General features: G+C 42.8%; 12 protein-coding genes. 5 read left to right on the plus strand and 7 right to left on the minus strand.

All coding sequences use genetic code 11. From position 1 onward, the window contains the following. Positions 1-69 precede the first annotated feature (69 nt). A complete protein-coding gene (locus AB1A65_RS03035; protein WP_366585514.1) occupies positions 70-1,737 on the plus strand; it encodes a formate--tetrahydrofolate ligase in 1,668 nt (555 codons plus the stop codon). Here AB1A65_RS03035 and AB1A65_RS03040 read toward each other — a convergent pair. Together AB1A65_RS03040 and AB1A65_RS03045 are read right to left on the minus strand one after the other, a co-directional pair. Continuing rightward, the gene (locus AB1A65_RS03040) at positions 1,734-3,275 is read right to left on the minus strand and encodes a glycine--tRNA ligase (protein WP_366585516.1); all 1,542 of its coding nucleotides are present in this window, start codon (positions 3,273-3,275) and stop codon (positions 1,734-1,736) included. The genes AB1A65_RS03035 and AB1A65_RS03040 overlap by 4 nt on opposite strands. Before the next feature lie 36 nt (positions 3,276-3,311). Further along, the gene (locus AB1A65_RS03045; RefSeq protein ID WP_366585518.1) at positions 3,312-4,208 is read right to left on the minus strand and encodes a hypothetical protein; all 897 of its coding nucleotides are present in this window, start codon (positions 4,206-4,208) and stop codon (positions 3,312-3,314) included. A 65-nt stretch (positions 4,209-4,273) separates the two neighbouring features. Between AB1A65_RS03045 and AB1A65_RS03050 the strand changes: the two genes are divergently transcribed. Together AB1A65_RS03050 and AB1A65_RS03055 are read left to right on the plus strand one after the other, a co-directional pair. Beyond that, complete coding sequence (locus AB1A65_RS03050) at positions 4,274-4,945, plus strand: phosphoribosyltransferase family protein (RefSeq protein ID WP_366585520.1); 672 nt, start codon at positions 4,274-4,276, stop codon at positions 4,943-4,945. Between the two features lie 69 nt (positions 4,946-5,014). Continuing rightward, positions 5,015-6,634 (plus strand): Ig-like domain-containing protein, encoded by a 1,620-nt coding sequence (locus AB1A65_RS03055; protein WP_366585522.1) that lies wholly within the window; start codon positions 5,015-5,017, stop codon positions 6,632-6,634. Here AB1A65_RS03055 and AB1A65_RS03060 read toward each other — a convergent pair. From AB1A65_RS03060 to katG, 3 genes are all read right to left on the minus strand, one after another. Beyond that, positions 6,618-7,394, minus strand: a complete 777-nt coding sequence (locus AB1A65_RS03060; protein WP_366585524.1) for an amidohydrolase — start codon at positions 7,392-7,394, stop codon at positions 6,618-6,620. The genes AB1A65_RS03055 and AB1A65_RS03060 overlap by 17 nt on opposite strands. Next, entirely contained in the window at positions 7,391-7,870 is a 480-nt protein-coding gene (locus AB1A65_RS03065) for an ankyrin repeat domain-containing protein (protein WP_366585526.1), read from the minus strand. Before AB1A65_RS03065 ends, AB1A65_RS03060 begins: the two co-directional genes overlap by 4 nt. Before the next feature lie 103 nt (positions 7,871-7,973). Further along, positions 7,974-10,187: a catalase/peroxidase HPI gene (gene katG / locus AB1A65_RS03070; RefSeq protein WP_366587040.1), complete on the minus strand. Its 2,214-nt coding sequence runs from the start codon at positions 10,185-10,187 to the stop codon at positions 7,974-7,976. A gap of 277 nt (positions 10,188-10,464) precedes the next feature. Between katG and AB1A65_RS03075 the strand changes: the two genes are divergently transcribed. Both AB1A65_RS03075 and AB1A65_RS03080 read left to right on the plus strand, forming a co-directional pair. Further along, positions 10,465-11,070, plus strand: a complete 606-nt coding sequence (locus AB1A65_RS03075) for a DinB family protein (protein WP_366585528.1) — start codon at positions 10,465-10,467, stop codon at positions 11,068-11,070. 100 nt (positions 11,071-11,170) lie between these two features. After that, positions 11,171-11,701, plus strand: a complete 531-nt coding sequence (locus AB1A65_RS03080) for a lipid-binding SYLF domain-containing protein (protein ID WP_366585530.1) — start codon at positions 11,171-11,173, stop codon at positions 11,699-11,701. 48 nt (positions 11,702-11,749) lie between these two features. Here AB1A65_RS03080 and AB1A65_RS03085 read toward each other — a convergent pair whose 3' ends face one another. Both AB1A65_RS03085 and AB1A65_RS03090 read right to left on the minus strand, forming a co-directional pair. After that, a complete protein-coding gene (locus AB1A65_RS03085; protein WP_366585532.1) occupies positions 11,750-12,238 on the minus strand; it encodes a hypothetical protein in 489 nt (162 codons plus the stop codon). Between the two features lie 65 nt (positions 12,239-12,303). Continuing rightward, complete coding sequence (locus tag AB1A65_RS03090; protein WP_366585534.1) at positions 12,304-13,677, minus strand: DUF5689 domain-containing protein; 1,374 nt, start codon at positions 13,675-13,677, stop codon at positions 12,304-12,306. Positions 13,678-13,680: the final 3 nt, after the last annotated feature.

Raw genomic sequence — 13,680 nt, forward strand, 5'->3', positions numbered from 1 at the left:
TTATAGTATATTGTAAATCAGTTTGGTGGAAGACGAGTTGATTCCTTCAAACACAAAAATTTCTACACTATGACCGATTTGCAAATCGCGAAGGAGGTTGAACTGCAACCCATTTCCGCTATTTCCGAAAAGTTTGGAATTCCCGCCGATGCCATTGAAATGTACGGTAAATACAAGGCCAAGCTCCCCCTAAAAGCAATTGATAGGGAAAAGGCCAAAAAGAGCAATCTTATTTTGGTTTCGGCCATTTCCCCTACTCCCGCTGGTGAGGGGAAGACCACCATGTCCATTGGCCTGTCGGAAGGGTTGAATCGACTAAAAAAGAAAACAACAGTGGTGCTTCGGGAACCTTCCTTGGGTCCGGTCTTTGGAATAAAAGGTGGTGCCACGGGCGGCGGATATTCCCAAGTGTTGCCCATGGAAGACATCAATCTACACTTTACTGGGGATTTTGCTGCCATTGAAAAGGCCCACAACCTATTGGCAGCTATTATCGATAACAATATTCAAAGTAAAACGAACTCCCTGCTCTTAGACCCGCGAACCATTGGATGGAAACGTGTAATGGACATGAACGACCGTTCCCTGCGGCATGTGATTGTTGGTCTGGGAGGAACTACTTCGGGTGTTCCCCGGGAAACGGGTTTTGACATTACGGCTGCTTCAGAAATTATGGCCATTCTCTGCTTGGCCGAAAACCTCAGTGACCTAAAAGAACGTTTGGGAAATATTTTTGTGGGCTACACTTTTGATAAAAAACCCATTTATGCAAAGGACCTAAAAGGGGAAGGTGCCATGGCTGCCCTACTGAAAGATGCCATAAAACCCAATTTGGTACAGACCATTGAGGGGAATCCAGCGATTATCCATGGAGGGCCGTTTGCCAATATTGCACAAGGTACCAATACCGTCATTGCCACGTTGATGGGCATGTCACACTCCGACTATACTGTTACCGAAGCGGGCTTTGGATTTGATCTTGGGGCCGAGAAATTTTTCGACATTAAATGCCAAAGTGCCGGGTTGAAACCAAAAGCAGTTGTACTTACTACTACTATCCGAGCTCTAAAATATCATGGGGGAGCCGATTTAAAATCACTCACTGAACCCAATGTGGATGCTCTTAAAAAAGGGTTGCCCAATCTGGAAAAGCATTTGGAGAACATTGCCAAGTTTCAAGTAGTTCCCGTAATTTCCATTAATAAGTTTACTTCTGATACTGAGGAAGAGATTCAAGTGATCAAGGATTTGGCAGCATCAAAAGGTATTCGCATAGCCGTTGCCGATGTGTGGGCGAAAGGAGGGGAAGGCGCATTGGATTTGGCCCAGCACGTCATTGATGTGGTAGAGTCCAACACCTCCAACTTTAAACCACTGTACGATTGGAAATCCAGTGTTACGAATAAAATAGCCACCATTGCCACCGAAATCTACGGAGCAGAATATGTGGATTATACCGCTAAAGCCAAGGCCAACCTTCGTAAAATTTCCGATTTGGGATTGGAGCAGCTCCCTGTTTGTATTGCCAAGACGCAAAAATCATTATCAGACAATCCCAAGTTGTTGGGAAGGCCCAAAGATTTTATCATCACCGTACGCGAGATTGAAATTGCGGTTGGCGCCGGATTTTTGATTCCCATCACGGGTGATATCATGCGGATGCCCGGATTGCCTGCGCATCCTGCTTCGGAAGGAATGGATATCAATGAGAATGGAGAGATTACCGGATTGTTCTAGAGCTTCTGCAACCAATACCGCATGTCTACTTCTTTGGAGATGATATCCTTCACCTCTGAAAGTTTTACGCGTTTTTGGTCCATGGTATCTCTATGGCGAATGGTAACCGTATCATCTTCCAGGGTTTGGTGGTCAACCGTAACACAAAATGGGGTGCCCGCTGCATCTTGGCGACGGTAACGACGCCCAACAGCATCCTTCTCATCGTAATCCACATTGAAGTCCCATTTGAGCTCGTCCACCAATTTCTGGGCCACTTCGGGAAGACCATCCCGTTTGAGCAATGGTAAAACTGCCACTTTGTTGGGAGCCAATACCGCCGGAATCTTCAAAACGGTTCGTGTGGTACCATTTTCCAATTCTTCTTCTTGCAATGCGTTGGAGAAAACGGCCAAAAACATACGATCAAGCCCTATTGAGGTTTCCAACACGTAGGGTACGTAGCTTTTGTTTTCCTCTGGGTCGAAGTATTGCAGTTTTTTGCTTGAATATTTTTCGTGGTTGCCCAAATCGAAATCGGTACGGGAGTGGATCCCTTCCAACTCCTTAAACCCGAAGGGGAACTTAAACTCAATATCAGCCGCCGCATCAGCGTAGTGGGCCAATTTTTCATGGTCGTGGAAACGATAGTTGTCTTCTCCCATTCCCAAGGAAAGGTGCCACTTCATTCGTTTTTCCTTCCACGCTTCGTACCATTCCTTTTGCGTGCCAGGTTTGATGAAAAATTGCATCTCCATCTGTTCAAACTCCCGCATACGGAAGATGAATTGTCTAGCCACAATCTCATTTCGGAAAGCTTTTCCAGTTTGGGCAATTCCAAATGGAATTTTCATCCGTCCGGTTTTTTGCACATTTAAAAAGTTGACAAAAATACCTTGGGCAGTCTCTGGTCTTAGGTATAAATCCATGGCACTGTCAGCAGAAGCACCTAGTTTAGTGCCGAACATAAGGTTGAACTGCTTTACATCAGTCCAGTTTTTGGAACCGGAAACCGGGCAGGCAATTTCCAATTCCTCAATCAAAGCTTTTACATCGGCCAAATCTTCATTTTCCAAAGATCGGGCCATGCGCTTCAGGATGGTATCCGCCTGTTCTTGGTAACCCATTACTCGTGGGTTGGTCGTCAAAAATTGTTCCTTATCAAAACTATCACCAAAACGCTTTTCGGCTTTAGCAACTTCTTTATCGATTTTGGCTTCAATCTTGGCTACATAGTCCTCAATCAAAACATCGGCACGGTATCTTTTTTTGGAATCTTTGTTATCAATCAACGGGTCATTGAAGGCATCCACGTGGCCCGAGGCCTTCCAAGTGGTGGGATGCATGAATATGGCAGCATCGATGCCCACAATATTCTCATTGAGTTGCACCATGGCTTTCCACCAATATTCGCGAATATTCTTCTTTAGCTCGGCACCGTTCTGTCCGTAGTCATACACTGCACTGAGTCCGTCATAAATCTCACTGGATTGGAACACGTACCCGTATTCCTTTGCGTGGGAGATAACCTTCTTAAAAATGTCTTCCTGATTTGCCATTGGGCAAAAATAGAATTTTACCCAAAAAGAAGTGCGCTATTTTAGCTGAAATTCTGTGGAAGCGAGCAATCTTTCGTCCTCAAAAACATTAAGGGTATAAATTCCTTCCAGTAAGGAACCTTCTGGAACCGTAATGGCATCACAAATACTGATTTCCTTACCCGTGTAGACAATCTCCACTTTTTTACTGTATGTATTCCCACTCACGGAAATGGTATTGGCGTTGTCTTCAATAACGGCCATGTTGGGGTCTAAAAATTGGAGATAGAGTACTTTTACATCGCCTCGTTCATTGGGGTCACTCAAGACTGTAACGCAACCTCTGAGTTTTTCAATAGTGGATGCTTTGTTGGTTTTGATGGGTCTTCCTGCTCGCAGTCGGAAACCACTGCCTTCAGCATCCTGTAATTTTAGATAACTTTTTATACGCAGTTCTCGGGTAAGCTCCCTGTTGGTTTCTCGAAGCAATGATTCTGTTTGCTCCATGGAACTGGCTTTTCCCCGGAGTTCCTCAAGCTGTCTGCGAGTCTCTTCATAACGACTTGCCATTAAGCTGTTGTTATACCGAAGGAAGTTGTTTTTGAGTTTTAAGCTATCAAACCGGATTTCCAGTTTTCGAAGTTCTTTTCGGGTCTCCTTTAATTTAGTGATGCTGAAATTGAGCCTTCCCACAGAATCCAACAATTGCTGTACCCTGAATCTGGATGTTTGCAGTTCAATTTCGTTGACTTCATTAAGTCCGGATAAACGGTCTACTTCGGCTTTCATTAAAGTAAGGTCCTTTACCAAAATGGATTTTTCGTCCTCCAAAAATGACATTTGGTTCTTGGACTGTGCATAACTATAATAGAAAGCTATGAGAATACCCACGATGACCGCAACAAGTGCAGCAAAGATAATCTTGTAGTTGAAATTGTTATCTTGGGGACCCATGGGTTAATAGACTTGTCTAACGCATATAAGATTTGATACCAAAAAGGTTGGCTAAGATACTAAACGTGATTAACAACATCCTATTGCCACAGGTATGTTTTGGATGTAATACCCAATTATTTGGGGGAGAACACATTTTGTGTGCCGTTTGTCGACATGATGTGCCACTCACCGATCATAACTTTCTGGAAGAAAACACAGTAGACCGTATATTTTATGGGAGAATTCCTATAAAAAAGGCCGCCGCCTTCGTTTTTTTCTCAAAAAATGGGATTGTAAAAAACCTGTTGCACTGGTTAAAATACAAAAATCAGGAACAAATTGGAGGGTTTTTTGGTGATTGGTGCGGTGCTCTTTTGAAAAATGATGGGACCCTTAAAAAAGTGGATGTTGTGGTACCTGTTCCCTTACATCGCAAAAAATTGAAAAAACGAGGATATAACCAATCGGCTTTGTTTGCCAAAAAGATAGCCTCTTCTATTGGGGCCGATTACCGGGATGATCTGCTTCTGAAGACCATAAACACAATAACACAGACCAAAAAAGATAGACAGTTGCGTTGGGAGAACTCCAAAGAGGCGTTTCAACTTAATCCCAAGGCTGATTCCTCTTTCAAACATGTGCTTTTGGTAGATGACGTCATCACCACCGGTGCCACCATAGAGTCCTGTGCAAAAGCACTCTTGCAACTTAAAAATGTTGATGTTTCCGTGCTTAGTATTGCGGTTGTACCGTAGGGTTAAAATTTGTGAATCCTTGGGCCAAGTTTTTAAATTAGTTGTTTCTTTGCCCCATTGGTTTTGAGTATGGCATACATCAAAAAAATATTGGGTTTTCTGTTTTTTGCCTTTGCGGTACTGGCTCTTTGGCAATGTGCCCAAAGAGGTTCGCCATCAGGAGGTCCGGAGGATATTACCCCGCCAAAACTGACCCGCGCCGAACCCGAAAATTTCTCCACCAATTTTAAGTCTGAAAAAATACGGCTCTATTTTGATGAGCTCATCAAGCTACAGGATGTGCAACAACAACTGGTGGTTTCTCCTCCTTTAAAGCACCAGCCTGAAATTACACCACAAGGCGGACCTAGAAAATTTATAGAAATTATCCTAAAGGATACCTTACGGGAAAACACCACCTATACCCTAAATTTTGGGCAAAGTTTGGTGGACAACAACGAAGGGAACCCAAACAGCTTTTTAACTTATGTGTTTTCCACAGGAGACTATATTGATTCCTTGACATTGAGTGGTGCGGTGAAAGATGCCTACAACCGAAGAGCTGATGAATTTGTGAGTGTTATGCTGTATGAAATTGATACGGCCTATACGGATTCCACGGTATACAAAAGCTTGCCCAATTACATTGCCAATACAGGCGATAGTTTGCCACTTTTTGAATTAAAAAACCTGAAATCTGGCACGTATGCACTTTTTGCCTTAAAGGATCAGAACAAGAACAATCGGTTTGATCAACGTCTGGATAAAATAGCATTCTTGGAGGATACCATTTCTCTTCCAACCGACTCTATTTACTTGCTCAATCTATTCAAAGAACTACCTAACTACAGTGTTTCGGTGCCCAGTTATGTTGCCAAAAACCGTATCATCTTTGGGTACCAGGGCAATCATGAGGATATTACCATAGAGAGCTTGACCGAACTTCCAGATTCTGTGCAGACCGTAATTCTTAAAGACCGGGAAAAGGACACCTTGAATTATTGGATCACTCCCACCGATTTAGACTCGATAATTTTTACGGTATCCAACCAAAAAATGGAGTTGATCGATACCTTCACGGTTAAAACACGAAAATTACCTTTGGACTCCCTTACCTTAAGTTCAGGTGTTAAAGGTAAATTTAATTTTGAGGATACCTTCAGTGTATTGGCAAATACTCCGATTGCTTCGATAGACTCCACCAAAATTGGACTTGTATTGAACGATTCCTTGATTGCGCCCTACAGCTATTCTTTGGATTCGTTGGGCAACAAGATTGATTTTGATTTTGATATTGAACCCAACCAAAGCTACCGTTTTGCCTTTCTTCCCGGTGCCGTAACCGATTTTTTTGGTGTTCAAAACGACACATTGGACTATACCATTTCAACTGGAAGCTATGCAGATTACGGAAATTTGCGCTTTAACCTTAGTGGAGACACCCGGTATCCGGTCATTGTGCAACTCCTGAACGAGAAAGAAGAGATTCAGCGCGAAATTGCAGCGACCCAACCCCAGACATTTGAGTTCAGTAATCTTAATCCTGGAAATTATGTTGCTCGTGTTGTGTTTGATGACAATGCCAACGGAAAATGGGATACGGGAAACTACCTAAAAAAAATACAACCTGAAAAAATCAGTTACTATCCTGATGTAATTGAAGTACGTGCCAACTGGGAAAAAGAAGAAAACTTTATCCTAGTAGAGTAAACTGGTCTCGATCTTCCAAAAACCGCAATTTATTTCGGGTAGTTTTTATATGGTTCTTGTCCAATGTGACATACAAAATCTCTTCTTTGCCTGAATAGGCCAACTGTTTCCCCAAAGCATCGTACACCGCCGAATGTCCGGGATATTCATGCTCCAAATCATCCAAGCCAATCCTATTTACGCCAATTGTGTAGGCCAAATTCTCAATGGCCCTTGCTTTAAGAAGTGTATCCCAGGCAGAAATCCTTGGTTTGGGCCAATTGGCCACATAAATAAGTGCATCGTATTCCTCCACATTTCTGGACCATACCGGAAACCGAAGATCGTAACAAATCATTGGACAAATTTTAAACCCTTTGTAATCCACGAACAACTTTTGTGTTCCTGCCTCATAGACCAAATCTTCGCCAGCTAAGCTAAAAGTGTGCTTTTTGTCATAGGTTTTTACATCACCATCAGGAAAAACAAAAAACAACCGGTTAAAATATCTATTGTCCTCATGATACACGATACTTCCCACTAAGGCAGCCTTCTTTTGTTTGGCCAACCTTTGCATCCATGCAATAGTTGCATCACCCTCAGGATGTGCAATGTTCTGCGGCTCCATGGTAAAACCTGTAGTGAACATTTCTGGAAGAACGATCAAATCTACGTCATCGGGGATGGAAGCGATTTTCTCTTGGAACATAACCCTGTTGCCCAAAGGGTCTTCCCAATATAACGGGCTTTGAACAAGTGCTATTTTTAGTTTTGGTGTCATCTGGTTTTTTTCAATAATTCCACTAAGGGTTGGATTCCTTGCTCTTGCGCATAGTCTAAAGCAGTGTTGCCCCTTGCATCTTTTACGGAAACCGTGGCTCCATGTTTCAATAGCAGTTTCGCAATCTCTTGACGGTTGAAGGTGACAGCGTAAATAAGACAAGTAGACCCCATTGCATTGATATGGTCAATATTGGCTCCTGCGTGTATTAATTTTTCCGCAATTCCAGTATATCCTTTAAAGCAAACTCCCATTAGGGCCGTATTGCCCGATCCATCCTTGGCATCCACCTCCGCTCCTTTCTTCAATAAAAAGTCTACCATTTCATCATGGCCGTAATACGCCGCCAACAACAAGGGTGTTGACCCCCGCTGGTCTTTGGATTCCAACAATTTGTGATTTTTTTCCAAAAGGTCTTTCACCTGCTGTGTATCACCGCTTCGAATATGATTGAATAAATTATCCGTGTTGCTCATCTATGTGTGGAAGTTATAAAAAAACTGCCACAACCTATGGGGGGATGTGGCAGCTTGTCAAATTAATTTTCTTTTTCTTACAATACTATAGAAATGCTTTTTTCTAATTCAAGTCAAAGCGATCTAATTTCATCACCTTGGTCCATGCCGAAATAAAATCAGAAACAAACTTTTGTTTCCCATCTTCAGCAGCATATACTTCAGCCAAGGCTCTTAAGATGGAGTTGGAACCAAATACCAAATCGGCTCGGGTACCCGTCCATTTTACATCACCGGTTTCACGATCACGGCCTTCATACAATGATTTTTCCTCATTAACAGAACTCCACTCAGTGGACATGTCAAGCAAGTTCACAAAGAAATCATTGCTCAATACCCCAACGTTATCGGTGAACACTCCGTGTTTAGAACCGTCAAAATTAGCACCCAATACACGTAGACCACCAACCAAAGCAGTCATTTCCGGTGCGGTAAGGGTCAATAATTGGGCTTTATCCACCAATAAATGTTCGGCAGGTACCTTAACACCTTTCTTCACATAGTTACGGAAGCCGTCATATTTTGGCTCCAGATCGTTAGTGGACTCAATATCGGTCTGATCCTGACGAGCATCGTTACGTCCGGGTTCAAAAGATACTTCTGTTGAAAAGCCTCCGTCTTTAGCTGCCTTTTCTACAGCGGCCGTTCCTGCCAAAACAATCATATCAGCCAAGGAAATTTTCTTGCCTCCACTTGCATTGCCGTTAAATTCGTTGGCAATACCTTCGAGCACTTTAATTACTTTTCCTGTGTCCTTGTTCACTTCCCAACCGTTCATTGGTTCCAAGTTGATACGTGCACCATTGGCACCTCCTCTTTTATCTCCTCCGCGAAAAGTGGAAGCCGAAGACCATGCTGTGTATACCAAATTAGAAATGGAAAGCCCGGAATCCAAAACTTTTGCTTTCAACGCTTTTACATCAGAAGCATCCACTAAAGTGTAGTCTACTGCTGGAATGGGGTCCTGCCATTCAAACTCTTCTTTTGGCACTTCAGGTCCAAGGTAACGGGAACGGGGTCCCATATCACGGTGGGTCAACTTAAACCAAGCACGGGCATAAGCATCAGCAAAGGCCTGTGGATTTTCCAAAAATTTACGTGAAATCTTTTCATAAGCCGGATCAAAACGCAACGACAAGTCGGTGGTCAACATGGTTGGTTTTTTATTGGGTCCACCGAAGGCATCAGGAATAATGGCTTCTGCATCTTTGGCCACCCATTGGTGTGCCCCGGCTGGACTTTTAGTCAATTCCCATTCATATTTGAACAAAAATTTGAAGAAATCATTACTCCATTGTACGGGGGTAGAGGTCCAAGTTACTTCCAATCCAGAAGTAAAGGTATCAGGGCCTTTTCCTGAACCATTTTTATTGAGCCATCCAAAACCTTGCAATGCCAAATCCTCCGATTCTGGGTCAACGCCCACCAATTCGGCATCACCATTACCGTGTGTTTTACCTATGGTATGACCTCCCGCAATAAGGGCCACTGTTTCTTCGTCATCCATGGCCATTCGTTTAAAGGTCTCGCGGATATCATGTGCCGCTGCAACTGGATCAGGGTTAGCGTCCGGTCCTTCAGGGTTTACATAGATCAATCCCATTTGCACCGCCGCCAAAGGGTTTTCCAAATCGCGTTCTTCTTTATTGTGGGAATAGCGGCTGTTGGGTGTGTCACTCAAGGCCAACCACTCTGTTTCGCTTCCCCAGTATACGTCTTGGTCGGGTTCCCAAACATCTTCGCGTCCCCCCGCAAAACCAAAGGTGCGGAATCCGGTTGACTCCAAGGCTACGTTTCCGGCTAATATCATAAGGTCTGCCCAAGATATTTTCTGACCATATTTTTGTTTGACGGGCCACAATAGACGACGAGCTTTGTCCAAGCTCACGTTATCTGGCCATGAGTTTAGAGGCGCAAAACGTTGCTGACCACGACCTCCACCGCCACGACCATCTCCAGAACGATACGTTCCGGCACTATGCCAAGCCATACGGATAAACAAACCAGCGTAACTGCCAAAATCGGCAGGCCACCAGTCTTTTGAATCGGTCATGACATCCAAAAGGTCTTTTTTGAGTGCTGCATAGTCCAATTTTTTAAATTCTTCGGCGTAGTTGAACTTATCCCCAAGTGGATTTGATTTCTCTGAATGCTGGCTTAAAAGCTCCAGCTTAAGTCGGTTGGGCCACCAATGCTCATTTTGCGTGCCACTTCCGGCCACTTGTTTCATTTCCCCATTCAAAAAAGGGCAAGAGCCTTCACCTGTTCCGTTAGCCATTTCTTTACTCATTTTATTCGTATGTTTTATGTTTAATTTCAGTCCCATAAATTTACAAAATTGCCTACCAGGAGCATAGACAATTGATATTAAAATATTATAAAATCATAGATTTATCTTATTTTATAAATTAAGTTTCATAGATTTTATCTTTTGCTTAAACACCCCGCATTTTGGCATAATCACCCCCTAAAAGGGTGTTTATTTACATTATCTTTACGATGGATTCCACTTTTGATCCGAAAACACTATCTCAACAGACACAAAAACCACACAAATGAAAAAATTTATTCTACCCGCAGTAGCCTTGGTGCTCTTCAGTTTCAGTGCTGATAGCCCCAAGCTTACCGATGCAGAACGTGAAATGGTGAACAAGCACCTCACCGAAACGCGAGATCACATGCTGAATGTCTTGGACGATTTAACGGATGAGCAGCTCAACTTTAAACCTGACGAGACCACTTGGTCCATTGCTGAAGGCGTTGAGCACCTTGCCGTTGTTGAAAGTACTTTTAGGGGCTTAATCGGTAAAACTGTAGCTGCCGGACCCAATCCTGCACTAAAAGATTCGCTGGCCTTTAAAGATGAACAAATCATGCCCGTAATTACAGACCGAAGCAATAAAGTGAAAACTTCCGAGCCCTTTGAACCCAGCGGCAAATTTGGTTCCCATGAAGAAACATTACAAGCCTTTTTGGAGAAGCGAAGTGAGCTCATTGACTACGTAAAAACCACAGACGACGATTTAAGGAACAGGTACAATAAAGACCTTCCTTTTGGAACCGTTGACGGGGTTCAACTCATTATGTTCACCGCCGCACATACGGAACGTCATGTATTGCAAATGGAGGAGGTAATGGCCCATTCTGATTTTCCCGAATAGACAAAACCATAAGCTTTCATTAACAATAATTGGCAAACCCTTTCCATTTTGGAAGGGGTTTGTTGTTTAACTTTGGGAAACACTATAAAACAAGAACACTATGAAAGTTTTAAAATCAATTTTGCTGGTGGCATTGGTAGTCTCTACCACCAGTGTTTTCGCCCAAAATAAAAAAGATAAAAAAATAATGGCCGATGCTGTGGAAGCAAAGCAAACACTTTTGACCACAGTTCCTGGATTGGAAAGTTTTTTTGAAAACTCAGCCGGTTATGTCATTTTCCCCAATGTTGGGAAAGGAGGTTTTATCATTGGTGGTGCCTCTGGAAACGGCGTTGTTTATGAAGGTGGCGTGGCCGTAGGCATGGCCGACCTTAAAAAATTGAATATTGGTTTGCAAGCCGGCGGACAAGCCATTATAGAGGTTATCTTTTTTGAGACCCCGGTAGACTTACAGCGTTTTAAGGAAGAAAAGTTCCAATTTGCCGCAGAAACTTCCGCCGTTGCGCTTAAATCTGGTATTGCTTTTAATGCCAAATACAAAGATGGTGTTGCCGTTTTTGCGTTGCCAAAAGCGGGCCTTATGGCCGATGCCTCAGTGGGGGGACAAAAATTTGGGTACAAACCGTTTTAAAGACGTAGACCTCATATAAAAAAAAGCCCCGATACGGGGCTTTTTGTATTAAAACTGATATCGTATACCAAGACCTAAATCAAAATCAAAGCCATCTCCGTAAGAATCATCCCCAAAACCAATTTCTGGTCTCATATCCAAGGATAAAAGCAAAGGAATCTTGAAATTATATTCCAATCCAATATTCCCAGCCAGCAACGCAAAAGTGTCTGACCCACCAAAATCATAGTCCACATTGCCTAAACCTGCACCGGCTCCCACATACCAGTGAAATGACTGGTCTAAAGGCATCACCCATTGGTAAAGACCGACAGCTTTGAAAGCATCATAAACATCTTTTTGACTTCTTATCCCCAAATTAAATTCCAATCTATTGTTTTGTAAAATACCTAATTGGTAACTGATTTCCGCTCCTAAGGAATCAAACCCATCATCATCACCTATACGGATGCCAAGAGCATTTTTTGATATACGCTGTGCCTGACATTGACATATCAGGGCAACACCGAACAATATTGCAAATGTTAGTTTTTTCATTTAGTTAAAAGTTTAAGGTTCAGTACAATATACATAGTTTTTTTCACCTTCTTATAATGGTACTGTTATTCCCTTTTGCCCGGTGTAAAATCTTCAGGGGCATTTTGGGGTTGCTGTATGGTCCCTGCATCACCTGTATCGTTATAAACGGTCCATTCTGAAAAAGAGTAGACCGGATTTCCCTCTACTATTTCTGGATTGCGAACAGCCCGACCGTCCTCAAATTCATGGTTGGTGCCCGTACCATCTTCTCCAATAACTCCAAACACATCGATCACCTTACCAAAGGGGTCAACCAATTCCAAATTATCATCGCCATTGGAATCTGCCGGGCTGTTGGTGGAAACACCCAAATCTGGTGGGAATCCATAGACCATTTCAAAACTTTCAGCATCTGGCGAAATCACCAAAGTACTTTCAGGATCAATGATTAGCCCGGATAAATCAATGGTGGAACTTAGCTCGGTATTGTCGTTGGTATAGCGCCGAAGTGTCCATAGGTTTAAATCCAATGGTTCTGTTGCTGAATTGTAGAGTTCCACAAAACGTGTATTGATATCCCCGGTGGAATTATCTGGATCCGCCAATTCTGAAATAAAAATTTGAGTGGATGTAAACTCCGTTATGATTTCTGGACAGCGCTCATTGGAAAAATTAAGATCTTCCAAACTACGAATTACCAATTGATGTTTCTTTCCGTCTTTGATTAAAATCCCAGTGACCGATCCATTGTTTTCCGGAAGCAACTCGGCCTGAAAGTCGGAATAACCACTGTTCAGCATTCCAATTTCATCTTCCATGCAGTCTTTTAGGATTCGTTCCGTTTCCTCTTGGGCAATGGCAAACGATTGCCCTAATTCAACTTCCACAAACTCCAAACTATCTATTTGGACCAAGGTGTTCGAAGGAACATTTTCCAATTCAGCAATTGTGGCTTTAACAGGCTTAACCACACCATTATCGTCGCATGCCAAAAAAATATGCTCAGGGACCTTCAATCCAGGCAAACGACCTACTGAAATATTCCCAAAAGACGTGAACGTTCCTCCCAACTTTACGACATCACCACTTTTTCCCATATACAAGCCTTTCAACTTTACCAACACCTTGCTTCCTTCGGGGTAAAACAAATAGGATTCACGGAAATCAATTTCAATCTGTATGCCCATTGTGGGGTTTTCTGGAGCATCTTGTAGGTGCAGCACATTGAAAAAGTTCCCCGCTTTGTCAGAGGAAATCACATAGCCTTCTAAAATTAAATCGTCATGAACTTGAACAACTTCATCCCCGATTAACTCATCCAGTTCAGAAAAGGTTAAGTTAGGTTCCAAGTTGGTATCACATTGGGTATTGGGCGTGTCAAAATCTACGCTTCCCACGCAAGATGTCATCAAAATCATACTAAAAAGAATTGCATAGCGGTATCGTTGTTCTCTCATATT

Source organism: Allomuricauda sp. ANG21, from assembly GCF_040705235.1.
Taxonomy (GTDB): Bacteria; Bacteroidota; Bacteroidia; order Flavobacteriales; family Flavobacteriaceae; genus Flagellimonas; species Flagellimonas marina.

Excerpts from the sequence above, each read along its gene's own strand:
- AB1A65_RS03075 (WP_366585528.1), top strand. The coding sequence starts at position 10,465 with ATGAAAAAATTTATTCTACCCGCAGTAGCCTTGGTGCTCTTCAGTTTC.
- AB1A65_RS03080 (WP_366585530.1), top strand. The coding sequence starts at position 11,171 with ATGAAAGTTTTAAAATCAATTTTGCTGGTGGCATTGGTAGTCTCTACC.
- AB1A65_RS03090 (WP_366585534.1), bottom strand. The coding sequence starts at position 13,677 with ATGAGAGAACAACGATACCGCTATGCAATTCTTTTTAGTATGATTTTG.
- AB1A65_RS03065 (WP_366585526.1), bottom strand. The coding sequence starts at position 7,870 with ATGAGCAACACGGATAATTTATTCAATCATATTCGAAGCGGTGATACA.
- katG (WP_366587040.1), bottom strand. The coding sequence starts at position 10,187 with ATGGCTAACGGAACAGGTGAAGGCTCTTGCCCTTTTTTGAATGGGGAA.
- AB1A65_RS03045 (WP_366585518.1), bottom strand. The coding sequence starts at position 4,208 with ATGGGTCCCCAAGATAACAATTTCAACTACAAGATTATCTTTGCTGCA.
- AB1A65_RS03055 (WP_366585522.1), top strand. The coding sequence starts at position 5,015 with ATGGCATACATCAAAAAAATATTGGGTTTTCTGTTTTTTGCCTTTGCG.
- AB1A65_RS03040 (WP_366585516.1), bottom strand. The coding sequence starts at position 3,275 with ATGGCAAATCAGGAAGACATTTTTAAGAAGGTTATCTCCCACGCAAAG.
- AB1A65_RS03035 (WP_366585514.1), top strand. The coding sequence starts at position 70 with ATGACCGATTTGCAAATCGCGAAGGAGGTTGAACTGCAACCCATTTCC.
- AB1A65_RS03060 (WP_366585524.1), bottom strand. The coding sequence starts at position 7,394 with ATGACACCAAAACTAAAAATAGCACTTGTTCAAAGCCCGTTATATTGG.
- AB1A65_RS03085 (WP_366585532.1), bottom strand. The coding sequence starts at position 12,238 with ATGAAAAAACTAACATTTGCAATATTGTTCGGTGTTGCCCTGATATGT.